This is a genomic window from Citrobacter sp. Awk 2, from assembly GCF_028069815.1.
Taxonomy (GTDB): domain Bacteria; phylum Pseudomonadota; class Gammaproteobacteria; order Enterobacterales; family Enterobacteriaceae; genus Citrobacter.
On record NZ_JANEWL010000006.1, the window covers coordinates 30,952 to 52,847 of the forward strand.

General features: G+C 52.0%; 22 protein-coding genes and 5 tRNA genes. 15 read left to right on the forward strand and 12 right to left on the reverse strand.

All coding sequences use genetic code 11. From position 1 onward, the window contains the following. Positions 1-39: 39 nt before the first annotated feature. From gutM to srlA, 5 genes are all read right to left on the reverse strand, one after another. Positions 40-399 (reverse strand): transcriptional regulator GutM, encoded by a 360-nt coding sequence (gene gutM / locus NNO02_RS02970; protein WP_137382785.1) that lies wholly within the window; start codon positions 397-399, stop codon positions 40-42. 97 nt (positions 400-496) lie between these two features. Then, the gene (gene srlD, locus NNO02_RS02975) at positions 497-1,276 is read right to left on the reverse strand and encodes a sorbitol-6-phosphate dehydrogenase (RefSeq protein ID WP_003037345.1); all 780 of its coding nucleotides are present in this window, start codon (positions 1,274-1,276) and stop codon (positions 497-499) included. 17 nt (positions 1,277-1,293) lie between these two features. Next, positions 1,294-1,656 carry a PTS glucitol/sorbitol transporter subunit IIA gene (srlB, locus tag NNO02_RS02980; protein WP_271441816.1) on the reverse strand — a complete coding sequence of 121 codons (363 nt, stop codon included), beginning with the start codon at positions 1,654-1,656 and terminating at the stop codon, positions 1,294-1,296. A gap of 13 nt (positions 1,657-1,669) precedes the next feature. Next, positions 1,670-2,641, reverse strand: coding sequence for a PTS glucitol/sorbitol transporter subunit IIB (gene srlE / locus NNO02_RS02985; protein ID WP_271441817.1), 972 nt, complete (start codon positions 2,639-2,641; stop codon positions 1,670-1,672). After that, entirely contained in the window at positions 2,638-3,201 is a 564-nt protein-coding gene (gene srlA / locus NNO02_RS02990; RefSeq protein WP_003825953.1) for a PTS glucitol/sorbitol transporter subunit IIC, read from the reverse strand. The genes srlE and srlA overlap by 4 nt, the downstream gene beginning before the upstream one ends. A gap of 264 nt (positions 3,202-3,465) precedes the next feature. On the opposite strand from srlA, the gene mltB reads away from it, so the two are divergent. The 15 genes from mltB to luxS all read left to right on the forward strand — a co-directional run bounded on the left by mltB (position 3,466) and on the right by luxS (position 14,649). Continuing rightward, positions 3,466-4,545, forward strand: coding sequence for a lytic murein transglycosylase B (mltB, locus tag NNO02_RS02995; RefSeq protein ID WP_271441819.1), 1,080 nt, complete (start codon positions 3,466-3,468; stop codon positions 4,543-4,545). Positions 4,546-4,739: 194 nt separating this feature from the next. Next, positions 4,740-5,237, forward strand: coding sequence for a nicotinamide-nucleotide amidase (pncC, locus tag NNO02_RS03000; RefSeq protein ID WP_271449800.1), 498 nt, complete (start codon positions 4,740-4,742; stop codon positions 5,235-5,237). Between the two features lie 92 nt (positions 5,238-5,329). Then, positions 5,330-6,394 (forward strand): recombinase RecA, encoded by a 1,065-nt coding sequence (gene recA / locus NNO02_RS03005; protein WP_137382790.1) that lies wholly within the window; start codon positions 5,330-5,332, stop codon positions 6,392-6,394. A gap of 69 nt (positions 6,395-6,463) precedes the next feature. Further along, a complete protein-coding gene (gene recX, locus NNO02_RS03010) occupies positions 6,464-6,964 on the forward strand; it encodes a recombination regulator RecX (protein ID WP_271454179.1) in 501 nt (166 codons plus the stop codon). Positions 6,965-7,092: 128 nt separating this feature from the next. Further along, complete coding sequence (gene alaS, locus NNO02_RS03015) at positions 7,093-9,720, forward strand: alanine--tRNA ligase (RefSeq protein ID WP_271454180.1); 2,628 nt, start codon at positions 7,093-7,095, stop codon at positions 9,718-9,720. A 238-nt stretch (positions 9,721-9,958) separates the two neighbouring features. Further along, positions 9,959-10,144, forward strand: a complete 186-nt coding sequence (csrA, locus tag NNO02_RS03020; protein WP_000906486.1) for a carbon storage regulator CsrA — start codon at positions 9,959-9,961, stop codon at positions 10,142-10,144. A 390-nt stretch (positions 10,145-10,534) separates the two neighbouring features. Further along, positions 10,535-10,627: transfer RNA gene (locus NNO02_RS03025), tRNA-Ser, on the forward strand. Positions 10,628-10,630: 3 nt separating this feature from the next. Beyond that, positions 10,631-10,707 (forward strand) — tRNA-Arg (locus NNO02_RS03030). 92 nt (positions 10,708-10,799) lie between these two features. Continuing rightward, positions 10,800-10,876 (forward strand) — tRNA-Arg (locus tag NNO02_RS03035). 40 nt (positions 10,877-10,916) lie between these two features. Further along, positions 10,917-10,993 (forward strand) — tRNA-Arg (locus NNO02_RS03040). A gap of 40 nt (positions 10,994-11,033) precedes the next feature. Beyond that, positions 11,034-11,110: transfer RNA gene (locus NNO02_RS03045), tRNA-Arg, on the forward strand. A 245-nt stretch (positions 11,111-11,355) separates the two neighbouring features. Further along, complete coding sequence (yqaB, locus tag NNO02_RS03050; protein ID WP_271454181.1) at positions 11,356-11,922, forward strand: fructose-1-phosphate/6-phosphogluconate phosphatase; 567 nt, start codon at positions 11,356-11,358, stop codon at positions 11,920-11,922. Continuing rightward, positions 11,919-12,347: a YqaA family protein gene (locus NNO02_RS03055; RefSeq protein ID WP_271441824.1), complete on the forward strand. Its 429-nt coding sequence runs from the start codon at positions 11,919-11,921 to the stop codon at positions 12,345-12,347. The genes yqaB and NNO02_RS03055 overlap by 4 nt, the downstream gene beginning before the upstream one ends. Positions 12,348-12,424: 77 nt before the next feature. Then, positions 12,425-13,984 carry a glutamate--cysteine ligase gene (gene gshA / locus NNO02_RS03060; protein WP_271454182.1) on the forward strand — a complete coding sequence of 520 codons (1,560 nt, stop codon included), beginning with the start codon at positions 12,425-12,427 and terminating at the stop codon, positions 13,982-13,984. 149 nt (positions 13,985-14,133) lie between these two features. After that, positions 14,134-14,649 carry an S-ribosylhomocysteine lyase gene (gene luxS / locus NNO02_RS03065; RefSeq protein WP_003037312.1) on the forward strand — a complete coding sequence of 172 codons (516 nt, stop codon included), beginning with the start codon at positions 14,134-14,136 and terminating at the stop codon, positions 14,647-14,649. An 86-nt stretch (positions 14,650-14,735) separates the two neighbouring features. Here luxS and emrB read toward each other — a convergent pair whose 3' ends face one another. The 7 genes from emrB to proX all read right to left on the reverse strand — a co-directional run bounded on the left by emrB (position 14,736) and on the right by proX (position 21,769). Next, positions 14,736-16,274, reverse strand: a complete 1,539-nt coding sequence (gene emrB, locus NNO02_RS03070) for a multidrug efflux MFS transporter permease subunit EmrB (RefSeq protein ID WP_061068443.1) — start codon at positions 16,272-16,274, stop codon at positions 14,736-14,738. 16 nt (positions 16,275-16,290) lie between these two features. Then, positions 16,291-17,463 carry a multidrug efflux MFS transporter periplasmic adaptor subunit EmrA gene (emrA, locus tag NNO02_RS03075; protein ID WP_048213008.1) on the reverse strand — a complete coding sequence of 391 codons (1,173 nt, stop codon included), beginning with the start codon at positions 17,461-17,463 and terminating at the stop codon, positions 16,291-16,293. Positions 17,464-17,592: 129 nt separating this feature from the next. Further along, positions 17,593-18,123, reverse strand: coding sequence for a transcriptional repressor MprA (mprA, locus tag NNO02_RS03080; protein ID WP_005122929.1), 531 nt, complete (start codon positions 18,121-18,123; stop codon positions 17,593-17,595). Positions 18,124-18,213: 90 nt separating this feature from the next. Beyond that, positions 18,214-18,549: an L-valine transporter subunit YgaH gene (ygaH, locus tag NNO02_RS03085; protein ID WP_005122930.1), complete on the reverse strand. Its 336-nt coding sequence runs from the start codon at positions 18,547-18,549 to the stop codon at positions 18,214-18,216. Beyond that, positions 18,539-19,276, reverse strand: coding sequence for an AzlC family ABC transporter permease (locus NNO02_RS03090; protein ID WP_271449804.1), 738 nt, complete (start codon positions 19,274-19,276; stop codon positions 18,539-18,541). Before NNO02_RS03090 ends, ygaH begins: the two co-directional genes overlap by 11 nt. Before the next feature lie 122 nt (positions 19,277-19,398). Then, a complete protein-coding gene (locus tag NNO02_RS03095) occupies positions 19,399-20,583 on the reverse strand; it encodes an MFS transporter (RefSeq protein ID WP_271442287.1) in 1,185 nt (394 codons plus the stop codon). 190 nt (positions 20,584-20,773) lie between these two features. After that, positions 20,774-21,769, reverse strand: a complete 996-nt coding sequence (gene proX, locus NNO02_RS03100; RefSeq protein WP_271454183.1) for a glycine betaine/L-proline ABC transporter substrate-binding protein ProX — start codon at positions 21,767-21,769, stop codon at positions 20,774-20,776. Positions 21,770-21,896: the final 127 nt, after the last annotated feature.

The following is a 21,896-nucleotide window of genomic DNA, read 5'->3' on the forward strand; positions in this document are numbered from 1 at the left end:
AAATGATAATTTCGCAAGCTATTAGCATTCACAACGAAATTACCCATGTTTCAGTTTAAGCGCCAATGATAGTGCATTCTGCGAAAGCGGATCATGGGGAAAGATCACATCAGGCTGTAATTCATCAAGATGTTTGCCCATAATTGTGGCAATTTTGCCAGGTCTTGCAAAAACGGTAAGACCTTTCATAAATAACGTATCAGCAACCCGCTGTTGCTCATCCAGTGCGATAGCGACCACAACACGGGGTTTAAAACGCCCACCGGAGCGACCCACGCCGACCCGACCCCGCTGGCAGAGCTTATCGAAAGCCCGATTAAAACGGGATATTTGCCAGCCTCCCAATGCCAGTTGCAGACACCACGCAATGGCGGCGACGGTAATCAGTGCGGAAACCATAATGTGCTCCTTTGATTTCGCCGGATGGCGGCTGCGCCTTATCCGGCCTACTGCGTGTAGGCCCGGTAAGCGCAGCGCCACCGGGCAATCATACCTCTTAAAACATCACCTGGCCGCCGGTCACGTTGATGGACTGCCCGGTGCAGTAAGACGCTTTTGGACTGGCGTAAAACAGCAGCATATTCAGTACGTCCTGATAATCGCAGCCGCGCTTGAGTGGCACTTTATCAATGTAGTACTGCTCCACTTCGTCCGGCTTGAGGCCAAGTTTAGTGGCATATTGCGGTAATAATGACTGGAACATTGGGGATTTCAGCAGGTTACCCAGCATCAATGAGTGCACCGTAATGCCGTATTCCGCCAGGTCCAGTGCCAGCGATTGCGTTAAGCCCACGCCGCCAAATTTCGCCGCGCTGTAACCCGAGTTATGCTTGCTACCCACTTTCCCCGATTTGGAGTTGATTTGGATAATGCGGCCCTGCACGCCATCACGGATCATCAGGCGCGAGAATTCACGTGCACAGAGGAAATAGCCGACCAGATTCACCTGAAGTGAACGGTCGAAATCCCCCAACTGAAAGTCGCTGATAAATGCCGCTTTGGCAATGCCCGCGCTGTAAACCAGCAGGTCAACGCGACCGAATATTTCATCGACTCCGCGAGACAGCGCCAGCACGCTCTGTTCGCTGGTGGCATCTGCACCAAAACCGTAAGCGGTACCTTCACCGAACTCGGCGTTAATTTCCTGTGCCACATTCGCCGCTTTATCGCTTTGAATATCGACGACCGCAACGCGGTATCCTTCTGTCGCAAGCCCACGGCAAAGGAATGCTCCCAGGGTCTGGCCTCCACCAATGACAACGGCTACCTGATTCATTTTTTTCTCCTTCAATCTTAAGCAACAAACTTCAAAATACAGCCCGGTGCGATATCGTCCGGTACGGGCCCCGCTATGTGCACGGTGCCGGGAAATTCCGCTTCGCTTAGTCCGTCGAAGCGCAGGGTGATATGTCCGAGTTCACGTAAGTTTTGTTCTGCCACGCTGCCGACAGCCGTAACCGGGTAGTGATGCTGGCCCAGTTCGAAACGGATACCAGCTTGCAGAGAACCGTTCAGCACGCCATGGCAATGAATGAAGCAAAACTCTTCGATATCGGCAGGGGCGCCTTCACGAAAGGTAATCAGCATCTGGTCGCAAAGTGCATCTGCTGCGCTTTGGCCGATACGGGTGATGGTGGTCTGATAAATCACGGTCATTTCTGAGTGCCTCTTATTGGTAAATAAAGCCGGAAACAAACCAGGCGATGAGAACGGTAGGCGCACCGGTGAGGAAGCGGCTTACCAGAACAGATGGCACACCGACGCGCACGGTGTCCTGACGGGCTTCGGCCAGCGACAGGCCTACCGGGATAAAATCGCACGCTGCCTGGGCGTTAATGGCAAACAGGGCAGGTAGTGCCAGATGCGGCGGGATATTTCCCAGACCAATCTGTACACCGATCAGTACGCCGATAACTTGTGCAATTACCGCGCCAGGGCCGAGGAAAGGCGATAGCAATGGGAATGAGCAAATTAGCGCCAGGGTCACCAATCCCAGAGGATGGCTGGCCAGCGGCGCAAGACCATGGGCTATCCAGTCACCTAAACCGGAAGCCATAATGATGCCAATCAGTGCTGAGACGAACGCCATAAACGGCAGAATGGTTTTCAGTACGGTATCAATCGTGTCGCGTCCGGACTGGAACAGCACCGCAACGGCGGAACCCATGCCCATACCGACTTTTGCCAGCAGGCCATCACTTTGTTCGGTAATCTTTTTGCTGGTGTCGTAATCGCGACCAATAGTGCTGCTTGCAGGCTGCGGCGTAGCAGATGTTTCACCGACAACGGTGATATTTTCTTCTTTCACGCCAGAGACATAGATATCTTCAACAATGTATTGTGCCAGTGGGCCGGATTTCCCGGTCGCGTGAATATTTACCGTCGGTATACGACGTTTCGGATAGATCCCGCAGCGCAACGTGCCGCCGCAGTCGATGATTGCAACACCGATTTCATTCTCGGGTGGTTCACCTTCTTTGAAGCCATCAACGGCCTGCCAGCCGGTCAAGCTGGCCAGTTTGTCGACAATTGCAGGGCGTGTCCCGGCAGTGATATAGACAATTTTCTTTCCTGAAATGGCGTCCAGTTCGAGTGGGCCACCCCAGCCGCCTGTGCCTTTTTCAATACGAATACGTGTCATGATGTTGCTCCCGCCAGATGCACTTTCTGCTCAAGTTGAATGCCCATTTTTTTCTCAAAAATGGCGGTGGTGAAATCGGTCACCCAGCCACGGAAGAAGTTGGTGACCAGACCGACCAGTAAATAGCTCACGGCGAGCGGGCCAAGCGGGAGGCCCAGCGTCGTCAAGCCGCTGGCGATCCCCAGATAGACAAACAACTCTCCGGGGTTAATGTGTGGGAACAAGCCGTTCATTGAGTGGCAGCTATAGGACGCTGCTGCGTAATAGCTGGGCTTATATTTCTCTGGCATAAAACGGCCCAGGCTCAGGGTCATGGGGTTACAAAAAACGAATGTGCCGATGCACGGCAGCAGCAGATAGCGGGACAATGGGTTCCCGGCACAACGCTGGGCAAAACGTTCAATACGCTGCTGGCCAATAAAGTTAATCAGCGCATTCATGATGACCAGCAGGCTAATCAGCAGTGGAAGAATACCGGTCACCATGCCGGTAAACACTTCTCCGCCTTTCTGGAACAGCCCGATAAACCACTCAGCACCGAGTGTGATGGTGTCGATCATTATTCTCTCCTGTAGGGATTTTAGTTACCTTGCCAAACGGTAATTAATTTTAATCAGATCGAAAGGTTTAAAAGTGTTATTTTGATCTCAAAATGAAAGATAAATATTTTAATTTGAAAGTTATTGCGTGAGTGCTCGCAAATGTGCGGGTCGGAGATGAAAGGGGATGTAAATTCTGTGAAGGAGAGCGACTACCGCTTCCTTGTATGACGGAGGATGCTTTACCATACTTCCCCCAGGCTGAATTTGTTTAATGGATGTCTCATGTTCAAGCGTCGTTATGTAGCGTTACTCCCCCTTTTCGTACTGCTCGCTGCCTGTAGCAGCAAACCCAAACCTTCAGAGACTCAAACGACTACGGGTGCGCCATCCGGCGGCTTCCTGCTTGAGCCACAGCACAACGTCATGCAAACAAGCGGTGATTTCGCCAATAATCCGAATGCACAGCAGTTCATCGAGAAAATGGTGAATAAGCATGGTTTTGACCGTCAGCAATTGCAGGAAATCCTGTCGCAGGCTAAGCGGCTGGACTCAGTATTGCGTCTGATGGACCGCCAGGCACCCACAACGCAGCCGCCAGCCGGACCTAATGGCGCATGGCTGCGCTATCGCAAGCAGTTCATCACCCCGGACAACGTGCAAAATGGTGTGGCGTTCTGGAATCAATATGAAGATGCGCTGAACCGCGCGTGGCAGGTATACGGAGTACCACCAGAAATTATCGTCGGCATTATCGGCGTTGAAACGCGCTGGGGCCGCGTGATGGGCAAAACGCGTATTCTGGATGCGCTGGCGACGCTTTCCTTCAACTATCCGCGCCGTGCGGAATACTTCTCTGGCGAGCTGGAAACCTTCCTGCTGATGGCGCGAGATGAAAGTGATGATCCGCTCGATCTAAAAGGTTCCTTTGCTGGTGCGATGGGTTACGGTCAGTTTATGCCATCCTCCTATAAACAATATGCCGTTGATTTCAATGGTGATGGGCACATTAACCTGTGGGACCCCGTCGATGCTATCGGCAGCGTGGCAAACTATTTCAAAGGGCACGGCTGGGTGAAAGGCGATACCGTGGCAGTACCTGCAAATGGACAGGCACCGGGTCTTGCGAATGGCTTTAAAACCCAATACAGCATTTCTCAGCTTGCCGCGGCTGGCCTGACACCGCAGCAGTCGTTGGGGAATCATCAGCAGGCTAGCCTGCTGCGTCTGGATGTTGGCACCGGCTACCAGTACTGGTATGGACTGCCGAACTTCTACACCATCACCCGCTATAACCACAGCACGCATTACGCGATGGCGGTTTGGCAGTTGGGGCAGGCGGTAGCGCTGGCTCGCGTGCAGTAATCGCGTGTTACCGGCCTACAGGAAGATTTCGCTTGTAGGCCGGATAAGATGCGCTGGCATCGCTACCCGGCAGGTCTTATTTAGGTAACGGATCAATTTTTGGAATCCCCCTCGTAAAACGTTCTCCTCATCCCCATCTTGATTGTGAAAGTGCTATCTTGTCCGGCATATTTTTTTAACTGACAGAGGCTGAAATGACCGACAGTGAACTGATGCAGTTAAGTGAGCAGGTGGGGCTGGCGTTAAAAGCACGCGGAGCAACGGTGACAACAGCGGAATCCTGCACCGGCGGTTGGGTGGCAAAAGCCATTACCGATATTGCCGGTAGCTCAGCCTGGTTTGAGCGCGGGTTTGTCACTTACAGCAACCAAGCCAAAGCGCAGATGATCGGCGTGCGCGAAGAAACGCTGGCGCAGCATGGGGCGGTGAGTGAACCGGTGGTCGTTGAAATGGCGATTGGCGCGCTAAAAGCCGCCCGTGCAGACTTCGCCGTCTCAATTAGCGGTATCGCAGGACCCGATGGCGGTAGTGAAGACAAACCTGTGGGTACGGTGTGGTTTGCCTTTGCCAGCGTCAGCGGTGAGGGGATTACCCGACGGGAATGCTTCAACGGTGACCGTGAGTCGGTACGTCGTCAGGCGACCGCGTATGCGTTACAAACCCTGTGGCAACAATTTCTACAAAATACTTGATACTGTATGAGCATACAGTATAATTGCCACAACAGAACATTATCTTTCACGTTTCGCGGTTTAATCCGAAAGCGGCATGACAGGAGTAATTAATGGCTATCGACGAAAACAAACAGAAAGCGTTGGCGGCAGCGCTGGGTCAGATCGAAAAGCAATTCGGTAAAGGCTCCATCATGCGCCTGGGTGAAGACCGTTCCATGGACGTGGAAACCATCTCTACCGGTTCGCTTTCTCTGGATATCGCATTGGGCGCGGGCGGTTTGCCGATGGGACGCATCGTCGAAATTTATGGGCCTGAATCCTCCGGTAAAACAACGCTGACGCTGCAAGTTATTGCTGCCGCACAGCGCGAAGGTAAAACCTGTGCATTCATCGATGCAGAACACGCGTTGGATCCTGTCTATGCGCGTAAGCTTGGCGTTGATATCGATAACCTGCTGTGTTCTCAGCCGGATACGGGTGAACAAGCTCTGGAAATCTGTGACGCACTGGCGCGTTCTGGCGCAGTCGACGTTATCGTTGTTGACTCCGTTGCTGCACTGACGCCGAAGGCTGAAATCGAAGGTGAGATCGGTGACTCTCATATGGGCCTTGCGGCACGTATGATGAGCCAGGCAATGCGTAAGCTGGCGGGTAACCTGAAGCAGTCCAACACATTGCTGATTTTCATCAACCAGATCCGTATGAAAATTGGTGTTATGTTCGGTAACCCGGAAACGACTACCGGTGGTAACGCTCTGAAATTTTACGCCTCCGTCCGTCTGGATATCCGTCGTATTGGCGCGGTGAAAGAGGGCGATAACGTGGTCGGTAGCGAAACCCGCGTTAAGGTCGTGAAAAACAAAATTGCAGCACCGTTTAAACAGGCTGAATTCCAGATTCTTTACGGCGAAGGTATCAACTTCTACGGCGAACTGGTTGACCTGGGCGTGAAAGAGAAGCTGATTGAAAAAGCGGGCGCATGGTATAGCTACAACGGTGACAAAATTGGTCAGGGTAAAGCGAATGCCACCAACTGGCTGAAAGAAAACCCGGCTGCCGCAAAAGAAATTGAGAAAAAATTACGCGAGTTACTGCTCAATAACCAGGATTCAACGCCAGATTTCTCCGTTGATGACAGTGGTCAAGATGTAGCAGAAACCAACGAAGATTTCTGATAGTCTGATGTAATCGCATATAAAAGGGCTGCATATCATGCAGCCCTTTTCCATTTCTGAAGGCTCAATATGACAGATTCAACTTCCCGCCGCTCTGCTTACTCCCGATTACTTGACCGCGCGGTGCGAATACTTGCGATGCGCGACCACAGTGAGCAGGAACTGCGGCGTAAACTGGCTGCCCCGGTGATGGGGAAAAATGGACCAGAAGAAATTGATGCCACGCCGGAGGATTACGACAAGGTTGTCGCCTGGTGTATTGAAAGCCGTTATCTTGATGATGACCGATTTGTTCAGCAATTCATCGCCAGCCGTAGCCGTAAAGGTTATGGGCCAGCGCGTGTGCGCCAGGAATTAGGTCAGAAAGGGATCGCGCGTGAGGCCATTGAGCGGGCAATGCGGGAATGTGAAATTGACTGGGCGCTGCTTGCGCGGGAGCAGGCAATCAGAAAATATGGCGACCCCTTACCTGTCGATTTTTCAGAAAAGGTTAAGGTCCAGCGTTTTTTACTCTATCGCGGCTATCTGATGGAAGATATTCAGGCAATATGGCGAAATTTTGACGATTGAGCGCATACGGGATTTTACTTCCCAGTAAAGAAAACTTATCTTATTCCCACTTTTCGATTGCCAGAGGCGCAGTTTGCATGCCGATGCTGGTAATGACATTTCGTTAGCTTGATTTCTTCAGGATAATTATGAGCAAGAGCACCGCTGAGATCCGTCAGGCGTTTCTCGATTTTTTCCATAGTAAAGGACATCAGGTAGTTGCCAGCAGCTCCCTGGTACCCAACAATGACCCTACTTTGTTGTTTACCAACGCCGGGATGAACCAGTTCAAGGATGTATTCCTTGGCCTCGACAAGCGTAATTATTCCCGCGCAACCACTTCGCAGCGTTGCGTACGCGCGGGCGGTAAGCACAACGATCTGGAAAACGTCGGTTACACTGCACGTCACCACACCTTCTTCGAAATGCTGGGCAACTTCAGCTTCGGCGACTACTTCAAACACGATGCCATTCAATACGCATGGGAACTGCTGACCGGTGAAAACTGGTTTGCTCTGCCGAAAGAGCGTCTGTGGGTCACCGTCTATGAAACTGACGATGAAGCCTATGAAATCTGGGAAAAAGAAGTCGGTATTCCGCGCGAACGTATCATCCGTATTGGTGATAACAAAGGCGCTGCTTATGCATCCGACAACTTCTGGCAGATGGGTGATACCGGTCCTTGCGGTCCGTGCACCGAGATTTTCTACGATCACGGTGACCACATTTGGGGTGGCCCTCCGGGAAGTGCAGAAGAAGATGGCGATCGCTACATTGAGATCTGGAACATCGTCTTCATGCAGTTCAACCGTCAAGCCGACGGTACCATGGAACCGCTGCCGAAGCCGTCCGTAGACACCGGTATGGGTCTGGAGCGTATTGCGGCCGTGCTGCAACACGTTAACTCCAACTACGAAATCGACCTGTTCCGCTCACTGATCGAAGCCGTGGCGAAAGTGACCGGTGCGACCGATCTGAGTAATAAATCACTGCGCGTTATCGCCGACCATATTCGTTCCTGCGCATTCCTGATTGCCGATGGCGTTGTCCCGTCGAATGAAAACCGTGGCTATGTGCTGCGCCGTATCATTCGTCGCGCGGTACGTCATGGCAACATGCTGGGCGCAAAAGATACCTTCTTCTACAAGCTGGTTGGTCCGCTGGTGGAGGTCATGGGCTCTGCGGGTGAAGAACTGAAGCGTCAACAAACCATGGTTGAGCAGGTTCTGAAAACCGAAGAAGAGCAGTTTGCGCGTACGCTGGAACGTGGGCTGGCACTGCTGGATGAAGAGCTGGCGAAACTGTCTGGCGATACGCTGGACGGCGAAACAGCATTCCGCCTGTATGACACTTACGGTTTCCCGGTTGACCTGACGGCAGACGTTTGCCGCGAGCGCAACATTAAGGTTGATGAAGCTGGCTTTGAGGCCGCAATGGAAGAACAGCGCCGTCGTGCGCGTGAAGCCAGCGGTTTTGGCGCAGACTACAATGCGATGATTCGTGTTGATGGTGCCTCTGAATTTAAAGGCTATGAGAACCTGGAACTGAACGGTAAAGTGACCGCGCTGTTTGTTGATGGTAAAGCGGTAGATGCCATTAACGCCGGTCAGGACGCTGTCGTTGTTCTGGACCAGACGCCGTTCTATGCCGAATCCGGTGGCCAGGTTGGCGATAAAGGTGAACTGAAAGGCGCCGGTTTTGCCTTTGCCGTGAACGACACGCAAAAATATGGTCAGGCAATTGGTCATATTGGCAAGCTGTCTGCGGGTTCTCTGAAAGTGGGCGATGCGGTGCAGGCTGATGTGGATGAAGCGCGTCGTGCGCGGATCCGTCTCAATCACTCTGCAACGCACCTGATGCACGCCGCGTTGCGTCAGGTTCTGGGCACGCATGTGGCGCAGAAAGGTTCACTGGTCAACGATAAAGTGCTGCGTTTCGACTTCTCGCATACCGAAGCGATGAAACCTGCTGAAATTCGTGCTGTTGAAGATCTGGTGAATGCGCAAATTCGTCGCAACCTGCCGATTGAAACGAACATCATGGATCTCGAAGCAGCGAAAGCCAAAGGCGCAATGGCGCTGTTTGGTGAGAAATACGATGACCACGTGCGCGTTCTGAGCATGGGTGATTTCTCTACCGAACTGTGTGGTGGTACTCACGCCAGCCGTACGGGCGATATCGGTCTGTTCCGTATTATCTCCGAGTCTGGTACCGCTGCGGGCGTTCGTCGTATCGAAGCCGTGACCGGTGAAGGTGCTCTGAATACCGTGCATGCTGAAAGCGATCGCTTAAGCGATATTGCGCAGCTGCTGAAAGGTGATAGCCAGAATATCGGTGATAAAGTTCGTTCCGTACTGGAACGTACGCGTCAGCTCGAAAAAGAATTGCAGCAATTGAAGGAACAGGCCGCAGCGCAGGAAAGTGCGAACCTTTCCAGCAAAGCAGTTGATATCAACGGCGTGAAGCTGTTGGTCAGCGAGCTTGCGGACGTTGAACCGAAAATGCTGCGTACCATGGTTGATGATCTGAAAAATCAGCTGGGTTCTACTGTTGTTGTACTGGCAACAGTTGCTGAAGGTAAGGTTTCTCTGATTGCGGGCGTGTCTAAGGATGTGACAGACCGCGTGAAAGCAGGGGAACTGATTGGGATGGTCGCTCAGCAGGTAGGCGGCAAGGGTGGTGGTCGTCCGGACATGGCGCAAGCCGGTGGTACGGATGCTGCGGCTCTGCCGGCAGCGTTAGCCAGTGTGAAAGGCTGGGTTAGCGCAAAACTGTAAAAATTATAAGCGTAAGTCGACGCTGCGGACTTCAATCCGCAGCGTTTGCATCAACGCTGTCGACAACGATAAAGTCAGGTTGAAGTTGTGTATATCGGCTAAACTTAGGTTTAACAGAATGTGATGCCGTGACTGCTTACACTTAGGTGTTTGTCATCGCTTACTTTTTGGCGTTATATGATGGATAATGCCGGGATACAGAGAGACCCGACTCTTTTAATCTTTCAAGGAGCAAAGAATGCTGATTCTGACTCGTCGAGTTGGTGAGACCCTCATGATAGGCGATGAGGTCACCGTGACAGTTTTAGGGGTGAAGGGCAACCAGGTGCGCATTGGCGTCAACGCCCCGAAAGAAGTTTCTGTCCATCGTGAAGAGATCTACCAGCGTATCCAGGCTGAAAAATCCCAGCAGTCCAGTTACTAAGGTTTTCGCGTCTCACCTCCCTGGTGAGGCGCAACCTGATAGAGCATTCTCTTTTCTTACTTTTTACCGCCTCATTGCGCTCTTATCTCTTTCTATACTGCTCTGACTTCTCTCTGATTCTTGTCATTTCACGTCGTTTTCTCTGCTGTGATGCTGTTATTGTCTTCTCCGATGATTTTTCTGTTCGTACATTGTCTCCGTATAACGCCGATTTATCTGTTGATAAAACACTCTTTTTGCCGTTTTTGCAGACTAATTGCGCGTGAAATGTGCAAACGATAAAAGCTCTGGAAAAATTGTTTGACTTATAAGTCCCAGAAAGTAATATGTGCGCCACGCAGCGACGATGAGCAGAAACAAGTTCTTCGGAGCACTCGTAAGAGGCGTGTTGGTGAGGTGGCCGAGAGGCTGAAGGCGCTCCCCTGCTAAGGGAGTATGCGGTCAAAAGCTGCATCCGGGGTTCGAATCCCCGCCTCACCGCCATTTGCATCCGTAGCTCAGCTGGATAGAGTACTCGGCTACGAACCGAGCGGTCGGAGGTTCGAATCCTCCCGGATGCACCATTTTATCTGTAATAGCGTATAAGCGTTGTTACGGAAAATTGATAGCGCTTTAGCAGCGACATCAAATCTGCAGTAAAGTAAGTTTCCCTGATGCATCCGTAGCTCAGCTGGATAGAGTACTCGGCTACGAACCGAGCGGTCGGAGGTTCGAATCCTCCCGGATGCACCATATACTCCGCAGTATTAGTTGTAAATCAGCAGTCCCCGATGCATCCGTAGCTCAGCTGGATAGAGTACTCGGCTACGAACCGAGCGGTCGGAGGTTCGAATCCTCCCGGATGCACCATCTTCTCTGCAGTCTTAGTTGTAAATCAGCAATTCCCGATGCATCCGTAGCTCAGCTGGATAGAGTACTCGGCTACGAACCGAGCGGTCGGAGGTTCGAATCCTCCCGGATGCACCATCTTCTCCGAGATAACAGCTAACGTGTTGTTTCATGGTCTGCGAGATAATCGCCAGCACCAGGGAGGATAACGTTGCTTCAGCAACGGCCCGCAGGGCGAGGGTAACTGAGTCATCCTCCCGGATGCACCATCTTCTCCTGAATTATTTCCTTATCTTCCCTGAACAATCCTCAATTCGCTGTCAGCGACAAAATCAATCAATTACGATAAAATAACGTCTGGTTAATCGGCTTGTGAGAAGACGATGTACGAACGTTATGCAGGTTTAATTTTTGATATGGATGGTACCATCCTGGATACCGAGCCTACGCACCGTAAAGCGTGGCATGAGGTATTAGGACGTTATGGGCTACGTTTTGATGAGCAGGCTATGGTCGCTCTCAACGGTTCCCCAACGTGGCGTATTGCCCAATCGGTGATTGAACTGAACCATGCCGATCTTGATCCCCATGCACTGGCGCGTGAAAAAACCGATAAGGTTAAAAGCATGCTGCTGGATAGCGTCCAGCCTTTACCGTTGGTCGATGTTGTGAAAGCCTGGTATGGTCGCCGTCCTATGTCAGTTGGCACTGGGAGCGAAAGTGCCATTGCAGAAGCTCTGCTCACTCACCTTGGGCTGCATCGCTATTTTGATGCTGTGGTGGCGGCCGATCACGTACAACGCCATAAACCGGCTCCAGATACTTTCTTGTTATGTGCTGAGCGTATGGGCGTCGTTCCGGCTCGCTGCGTTGTGTTTGAAGATGCCGATTTTGGGTTGCAGGCAGCGCGTGCGGCAGGAATGGATGTTGTGGATGTTCGGTTACTGTGAGTGATGGACTGTCGCTCCTCTCACTGTTTGCCAGCAGCTTTCTCAGCGCCACGCTATTACCTGGAAATTCTGAAGTTGTTTTAGTTGCCTTACTGGTTTCTGGAGCGAGTCATCCCTGGGTCTTAGTTTTAACAGCAACAATGGGTAATAGCCTTGGAGGGTTAACTAACGTTATCCTTGGGCGTTTCTTTCCGTTGCGTAAAACATCGCGCTGGCAAGAGAAAGCCACTGGCTGGCTGAAGCGCTATGGCGCAGTCACACTATTATTAAGCTGGATGCCGGTTGTGGGTGATTTACTGTGCTTGTTAGCGGGATGGATGCGCATCTCGTGGGGCCCGGTGATCTTTTTTTTATGTCTTGGCAAAGCGCTGCGCTATGTTGTGGTCGCGGCGGTTACGACGCAAGGCATTATGTGGTGGCACTAATTGTGTTGTGGAATAACCTTCAGGGTGACCAATACCATTATGCTAATTAAAACGATTTTGACAGGCGGGAGGTCAATTTGATCCCGGACGTATCACAGGCGCTGGCCTGGCTGGAAAAACATCCTCATGCGTTAGAGGGGATTCAACGCGGGCTCGAGCGCGAAACGCTGCGTGTTAATGCTGATGGTTCATTGGCAACTACAGGCCATCCTGAAGTGTTAGGCTCAGCGCTAACGCATAAATGGATAACCACCGACTTTGCCGAAACGCTGCTGGAGTTTATTACTCCACCGGGCGATGACATTCACAAAATGCTCACGTTCATGCGCGATCTGCATCGCTATACCGCCAGGAATCTTGGCGATGAGCGTATGTGGCCACTGAGCATGCCTTGCTATATTGCTGAAGGTCAGGATATCGAGCTGGCGCAGTACGGTACTTCGAATATCGGTCGTCTGAAAACCCTTTACCGTGAAGGCCTCAAAAACCGTTACGGCGCGTTGATGCAGACTATCTCCGGCGTACACTACAACTTCTCGCTGCCGATGGCTTTCTGGCAGGCGAAATGTGGCGTAACAGATAGTGATGAAGACGTTAAAGAAAAAGTGTCAGCAGGGTATTTCCGTCTGATCCGCAACTACTACCGTTTCGGTTGGGTGATCCCGTATCTGTTTGGTGCCTCACCCGCAATTTGTTCCTCCTTCCTGCAAGGAAAGCCGACAACGCTGCCGTTTGAAAAAACCGATTGTGGTATGTATTACCTGCCTTATGCCACGTCGCTGCGTCTGAGTGACCTGGGTTATACCAATAAGTCGCAAAGCAATCTCGGAATTACGTTTAACGATTTGCATGAGTATGTGGCAGGATTGAAGCGCGCGATTAAAACGCCTTCAGAAGAATACGCGGCGATCGGTCTTGAGAAAGACGGTAAGCGCCTGCAAATCAACAGCAACGTTTTGCAAATCGAAAATGAACTGTATGCGCCAATTCGTCCGAAACGCGTGACTCGCAGCGGTGAAACGCCATCTGATGCACTTCTACGCGGCGGCATTGAGTACATCGAAGTGCGTTCACTCGATATCAACCCATTCTCGCCAATCGGCGTAGATGAACAGCAGGTGCGCTTCCTCGATTTGTTCATGGTTTGGTGTGTTCTGGCAGATGCGCCGGAAATGAGTAGCGACGAGCTGCTGTGTACGCGTACTAACTGGAATCGCGTTATTCTGGAAGGGCGCAAGCCAGGTCTGACGTTAGGTATTGGTTGTGAAACGGCTCAGTTCCCGCTGCCTAAAGTGGGTAAAGATCTGTTCCGTGATCTGAAACGTGTGGCACAAACGCTGGACAGCATTCACGGGGGAGAGGAATATCAAAAAGTCTGTGACGAACTGGTTGCCTGCTTTGATAATCCTGAGCTGACATTCTCAGCGCGTATCCTGCGGTCTATGATTGATACAGGTATTGGCGGCACGGGTAAAGCGTTGGGTGAAGCCTACCGTAACCTGTTGCGCGAAGAGCCATTGGAACTGCTGCCGGAAGAAGAATTTATTGCTGAAAGTGCGGCTTCCAAGCGCCGTCAGCAGGAGATTGAAGCGGCAGATACTGAGCCGTTTGGTGTGTGGCTGGAAAAGCACGCCTGATACAAAAGAAAAAGGCCACTCGGGAGTGGCCAAAATTTCATCTCTGAAAACAGGGATGATGATAACAAATGCGCGTCTTTCATATACTCAGACTCGCCCCGGAACAAAGAGTTCAGAATATTTTAAAAAAATTTATCGGAGGTGGCTAAATGCCGTTGTTAGATAGTTTTACTGTCGATCACACCCGGATGGAAGCTCCTGCAGTCCGGGTTGCAAAAACGATGAACACCCCGCATGGCGACGCTATCACCGTGTTTGATCTGCGTTTCTGCATTCCGAACAAAGAAGTGATGCCTGAGAAAGGTATTCATACGCTGGAACACCTGTTTGCTGGTTTTATGCGTAACCACCTGAATGGTAACGGTGTCGAGATTATTGATATTTCGCCAATGGGTTGCCGTACCGGCTTCTACATGAGCCTGATTGGAACGCCGGATGAACAACGTGTAGCTGATGCCTGGAAAGCGGCAATGGCAGACGTGTTGAAAGTGCAGGATCAGAATCAGATCCCGGAACTGAACGTCTACCAGTGCGGTACGTATCAGATGCACTCGCTCAGCGAAGCGCAGGATATTGCTCGTCATATTCTGGAACGTGATGTCCGCGTTAACAGTAATGAAGAGCTGGCACTGCCGAAAGAAAAATTGCAGGAACTGCATATCTAGTCTGGGCGGGCCTGCTAAGCATCGTGCTATCGGGTCACCAAATGTCAGGCATAAAAAAGCCAGTTCATCTGAACTGGCTTTTTTGATCAATGCGCGCCGCCGCCGCCACTGCCTGCACCGAATGGCGGTTTGGCAAACCACACCAGGCCGAGTAGCACGAGGAAGATCCCTGCAGACATCCAGAAGATTTCATTAGCAGAAATAATCAGCCCTTGGTTGGTGATTTGCTGCGCCAGCCAGCCGGATGCCTGTTCTTTGGTCATCCCTAATCCCTGCAGCTGGTTATACATAGCCTGCGCATTAGGGTTATAAGGGTTTACTGACTCCGTCAGTTGCGCATGGTGCAGCGACTCACGGCTAGTCCACATCGTTGTGGTGATCGATGTACCAATAGAACCCGCCAGTGTTCGCGTAAAGTTAGACAGGCTCGATGCTGCCGCCATACGTTCAGGCGGTAAACCCGATAGCGTGATGGTGGTCAGTGGCATAAAGAAGCAAGCCACCGCGAACCCCTGAATAAACTGCGGCCAGGCCGATGCACCAAAATCCATACCGGGCTCGAACGTCCACGCACGCCAGTAGAAACAGACTGCATACATGATGAAGCTGAACGTGACCAGCCGACGCATATCCAGCTTGTGTGCGAAACGGCCGATAATCGGCGACAGAATTACTGGAATCACCCCAACCGGTGCAGACGCCAGACCTGCCCAGGTTGCCGTATATCCGTACACCTCCTGCAATAACTGCGGCAACAGGACGATTGCGCCGAAGTAGAGCATATAGGCCAGACTGATACACAGACAGCCGATGGTAAAGTTACGCGACTTAAACAGCGAGAGATCGACAATGGGGTGCTCGTCGGTAAGCTCCCAGACGATGAGGAAGCTGATTGCCACCACGGCGACAACCGTCAGGATGATAATTTCCTGTGAGGCGAACCAGTCCAATTCTTTGCCGCGGTCGAGCATAATCTGCAAACTGCCGATACCAATGACCAGCAGCGCCAGACCAATGGCGTCGATACGCCGCTGCTCGGTTTTGGTTTCCCGACCGCGCAGCGTTTGCAGCGTCATCAATACCACTACAGCACCGATTGGCACGTTGATGAAAAATATCCAGCCCCAGTGATAGTTGTCGCTGATATAGCCCCCAAGAATGGGGCCACAGATCGGGGCAACAATCACCGTCATCGACCAGAGCGCGAGGGCAATGGAGCGTTTGGCGGGAGGATAGTTATTCAGTAACAGGCTTTGCGATAGCGGGATTAACGGACCGGCGACAATACCCTGAATGACGCGGAAGAAAATCAGCATATTCAGGCTGGTGGACATCCCACATGCCCATGACGCAATGACGAAGGCGATAGTTGACCACATGAATAGTCGTACTTCGCCAACGCGTTTTGCCAGCCAGCCGGTGATCGGAATAGAGATAGCATTCGCCACCCCGAATGAGGTGATCACCCAGGTTCCCTGGCTCAGTGAAGAGCCGAGGTTCCCGGCGATAGTGGGGATCGCCACGTTAGCAATGGTGGAGTCCAGCACCTGCATGAATGTCGCCAGGGACAGCGCAATCGTCATAATGACGAGCTGCGCGCCTTCCAGCGGTTTTTGCTGTTGCATCACACGCACCTTTGAATTAGCCCGCGTTGGCCTGCACGATCTCTTCGATCATCTTATTGACCGGATCAAGGTTGATTTCACGTGCATTACTTTCTGATACTGGCGTCGTGCGGACCTGGCTTGCCAGGATCTGCCCGTCACGATTAGCGGTATCTACCGTAACCAGTGTCGACAAACCAATACGCAGTGGATGTTGTGCCAGCTGCTGCGCATCCAGTTCGATACGTACCGGCAAACGCTGGACGACTTTGATCCAGTTACCGGTCGCGTTTTGCGCCGGCAGCAGGGAGAAGGCGCTGCCCGTACCCATATCCAGGCCGACGACTTTCCCGGTGTATTTCACATCATCGCCGTAAATATCACTGATGACGGTCGCCGGTTGGCCAATACGCATGTGCGCCAGCTGTGTTTCTTTGAAGTTGGCATCCACCCACAGGTTAGTCGCCGGAACAACTGCCATCAGCGGCGTCGTGGGGCTAATTTGTGCGCCGGGCTGCACGGCACGACGGGAAACATAGCCGGTCATCGGGCTGACAATTTTGGTACGTTCCAGCGCCAGCCAGGCATTACGCACTTCGGTGGCAGCCTGTTGTACAGCAGGTTGATCTTCCAGCTTGCTACCCAGAATCATTGCCTGGTTCGCATTATATTGTTGGATTGCGACATCAAGCTGAGCCTGAGCGCTGGCGACAGCATCGCGGGCATGTTGCAGTTCTTCGCGGCCAATCAGGTTGGCGTTACCCAGTGGGACACGGCGATTAAAATCGCTTTGTGCCTGGGCCAGCGCGGTTCTCTGCACTTCAATGCTTGCCTGCAGTTGCTTGCTGTTGATCATCAACTGGTGCGTCTGGCGCACGCTGGACGCCAGCGCAGTTTTGGCTTTTTCAAATGCCTGTTTGGCATCTGTCTGATCGAGAGTGACCAGGACATCGCCCTGTTTCACAAAGTCAGTGTTATCAGCCCAGACTTTCGTCACGCTGCCTGATACCTGCGCCATAATTTGAACCTGGTTCCCTGCCACGTAAGCATCGTCTGTCTCTTCGATATGACGCAGTACTAAAAACCAATAAATCCCATATGCCACGGCAATGATAATAAAGAGCAAGGTCAGCAGGAGCAGCATACTTTTACGTTTGCCATTCTTCTTGACCGGTTGCTGCGGGGTTTGAGTCTCCGCATTTGCGCTCATGTTGTTCTCCACGATCTTATTTTTTTCACATCGGCTGGGGCCGACCTGTTTATCAGAAAGGCCAGCACTGTGCGTGCTGGCCTGTCGGTTTTTCATTTTTAAATCTGGATTTCTGAGCGAGTCAGCGCGTTAGCGCAGCGCTTCTAATACCGCGCCATCCTGCTCCATCTGATCAAGACGGGTCAGAAGTTTACGGGTGATGTGCTCAAGTTGATCTTTTTCGGTGGTGCTGAGAGATGACCAAAGCTGATGAAGGCAGTTGTGCTGAGGCGGTAATACCTCCTGCAAAAAAGCATGGCCTTTTTCGGTCAATTGCAGATGCAGACAGCGGCGATCGTTATCGCTTTCGCGACGCTCGATCCAGCCACGCTTTTCTAACTCATCCGCGATGCGGGTAGCGTTAGTCCGTGACGAGCCAAGTGCACAACTCAGTTCAGAAGGCTGAATACTGTGGTTTTCCTGAGACTCCAGCGTAATCAACGCCATAAACAACGTCTCGTTAATCCCTTGAGCTTTCAGCATCTTATTGCGGTTTTCCAGCAGCTTGCCCTGCATATGCATGCAAAGACGAGTCAGAAGCACTTCCTGATAAGGGAACTCTTCGTAGCGGCTGGCGCGAAATTTTAGCATTTGTTCAATGGGCGTAAACGAACTATCCATTTGGGTATAACCTCATTAATTTCAGCCGATATAGTAACGACAGTGACAAATAAAGTAAATGTATTATTTATTTAAAATGATTATTTTCATCTATAAGACAAACAGCATTTTCCAGGCTAATCCATAGCCCAGAGCACTCAGTAAGGTCGGAATGATAATGCTGCGGGTCTTATAGAAGCTTGCACCCAGTACCACAAACCCCACCAGCGTAGGTACAAAACGACGAGCGTCGTGCATCACTTCTGGCGCGGTAGACACCACCAGCAGGGCGCAAATTGATGCAATACCGATGGTGTCGAGTAATATTCCAGTGGCTCCGCGTTTTGTCGGGCGCACGTTCCCCATTCGCAGACGCAGTGGTAAATAGCGAAAACAGTAATTGACGCAGCCGACCAGCAGACCGAGCAGCAGAACCTCATAGCTCATCAGGACCCCCCTGCCAGAACGACTGAATGAGCGCAGTCAGGCATCCGCAGGCTATGCCTGCCAGGATGGCTGCCGGAATGGAAAACAGCATCACGCCAGCCAGTGCACCGGCTAATGCCGCCGTGACGCATAGCGTTTGCTTACGCTGGAAAGAGGCCAGCAGAAAACTCATAAACAGCGCCGGGAGCATAAACCCCAGCGCCGCTTCTACCGCCGGGAAACCCTTCAGTAAGCCAGTGCCGGAAAATGCGCCGATAACTGTGCCAAGTACCCAGGAAGCCCAGGAGCATAGCGCGATGCCGATCATCCAGTTTTCACTCCAGCGCCGATTATCCCGTACCAGCTTCGCCGTTGCAGCGGCAAAGACTTCGTCGGTGAGGCCAAAGGCCCATAACGCGCTTTTAGGTTTGCTCAGCTGTCGGGCGATACGGCTACGTAGAGATGGGCCATACAAAACGTGGCGAACATCCATCGCCATGACGGTCAGAGCTGCGACCCACAGTGAGCTGCCTGCGGCGAGCATGGTTGTGATGACAAACTGGCTGGCACCGGCGTAAATGATGCAGGAGAAAAAAACGCTTTCAACGGGAGTAAAGCCCAGGCGAGTCGCATTCATACCAAATGCAAATGCGACCGGAATATAACTGATAACTATCGGTAGGCTGTCTTTGAATCCTTCAGTTAACGTAGCAGAACGGAATTCAGACTGGGGAACAGGGCTTTCCATAGGATTATAGGCTTCATTACCGAAATTAAAATAACCTGGCTCAATGCGTTATAACCTTAGCAGACTGATGGGCTCCTTAACACCCTGAGGAGCCCAATCAAAGGTAAACAGACGTTATACGCTTAATTTGCGGCTTCCTGGCGGTGAAAACCTCGCCACCAGACCAGCAGGTTGAGTACGGCAACGGTCACACCTGCCAGACAAACGCCAGCCCAGCCGGCATGCTGCCAGGCTGAAGCTGAAATCAGAGAACCTGCTGCACCACCAATGAAATAGCTGGTCATGTACCCGGCAGTCAGACGATTACGTGCGTCCGGGTGAATGCGATAGATAACGGTCTGGTTGGTGATATGTACCCCCTGAACAGTCAGATCCAGTACCAGGATACCGATAATCAGCATCGGCACTGAAGTATGTCCGAGCCAGATAGCCAGCCAGGAGAGCAACAGTAACAGCAGGCCTGCGGTAGTCGTGAGATGCGATTTACCCTTATCGGCAAAACCGCCCGCCGGACGAGCGCCTAACGCACCGGCAGCACCTGCCAGCCCGAACAGGCCAATCATTCCCTCTGAATAGTTAAACGGCGGTGCGGCGAGTAAAAATGCCATTGATGTCCAGAGGATACTGAAGTTAGCAAAGGTCAGGCAGCCCAACATCGCGCGGGTGCGGAGTAATTTATCGTGGATAAACAGGCTAAACACGGATCCCAATAGCTGCGGGTAGTTAAGATGGGTCTCTGATTTCATCTTCGGCAAACCACGCCACAGGGCAATCGCCATCAGCGCCATCAATACTGAGGCCACCCAAAACACGGTGCGCCAACCGCCGAGATTCGCCAGCAACCCTGCAACCGTTCGCGCCAGCAAAATCCCCAGCAACAGGCCGCTCATAATCGTACCAACGACTTTACCGCGCTTGTCTGGCGTGGCGAGCGTCGCCGCCAGCGGAACCAGGATCTGTGCGACAACTGAGAACAACCCGGTTAGCGCAGTACCGAGGATCAGCATCCCCAGCGACTGACTGCTGGCAGTAATCAACATGCCGCCTGCGGCTAACAGTGTCATCGAGACAATTAACATCCGGCGTTCAAACATATCGCCAAGTGGCACCAGAAACAGGAGCCCCGCAGCGTAGCCAAGCTGTGCTGCAGTAACGATAAAGCCCGCAGTACTGGCCGATAGCGAAAAGTTTCGCGCGATGGTGTCGAGCAGCGGCTGGGCGTAATAGTTACTGGCAACGGCGAGGCCGGTCGCCACAGACATTAAAACAATCAGTGCCGGGCTAAGCCCGTGAGTGGGTTTGGTCATTGTTTTCAACTGAATAATGGGTTGCAGAAAACAATCATAACGGAAGTGATTAAATGTTGCTGATTTGTTGGGTGATGGATTGTGCGGTGTGGGAAGGGGGGTAGGCCGGATAAGGCGCATCGCGCCACCATCCGGCCTTGGTGGGGTTACTGGGCCTGAAAGCGCTATGCTTATCAGGCCTATGAATGGGTTATTTCTGTGCAGCCAGCGCTTCTTTTACCCAGCCGTCGAACTGCTGCTGGTGGGCTTTAATCCAGCCATCAACGTGGCCCTGAACGTCAGCTTCTGAGGCTTTACCATCATGCATCATTGCGTTCTGCGCGTTGATATCTGCCAGTGGCAATTTCATGATCGCAAACAGTTTCGCCGCCGCCGGGTTTTTCTCCGCCCAGGCCTTATTAGCGACAATGTGCATGGTGTTTACCGGGAAGCCATAGTTCGCGCCGTTCGGCAGTTTGGTATCGATATCTTTCTGTTCACCGGGCAGAGAAGAGAACGGGACCTGCAGCCAGACGACATCTTTGCCCGGTTTCATCACGTCACTGACCCAGTATGGTGTCCAGGTGTAGTAGAGGATCGGTTTGCCTTCTTTAAAGCGGGTAATGGTGTCAGCCATCATTGCTGCATAGTTACCGTGGCTGACCTCGACTGTTTTTTCCAGATCGAAGGCTTTGTTCTGGTGGTTAATCACGGCTTCACAACCCCAGCCCGGTGAACAGCCCATCATATCGGCTTTTCCGTCACCGTTGGTGTCAAAGATTTTGGCGATCTTCGGATCTTTTAACTGGGCGATGTTAGTGATTTTGTACTGCTCAGCGGTTTTTTTGTCGATCAGATAACCCTGTGCGGCACCCGTCACGAATACCCCCTCGCGATAAAACTTTTTGTCTCCGCCGGCTGCGGCGTACATATCATCATGCAGCGGCTGCCAGTTCACGGCGGTAAACGTCGCATCGCCAGAGGCAATAGAGGTATAGCCGACGTTGTAGTCAACTTCGCTGGTTTTGTTAACGGTGTAACCCAGTTTCTCCAGCGCGCGGGCAACCAGCTGCGTCTGGAAGGATTCTTCAGAGATGGTGCTCTGGATTGGCTGTACGGTGATGCCTTTGCCCGGCAGGTCGGCAGCGAAAGCGCTGGTGGAGACAAGGGTGGCAAACGCTGTGGCAATAATAACTTTCTGTCGCATCGTTGTTCCTTATTACACTTCATCCTTCAAGCTGCCTCTTTGTTGGCTGCACTCATGCACCCCAGTCACGTACTACTTGTACGCTCCTGGGGATACATTCGTTTGCCGCCGCGATGCAACTTGAACG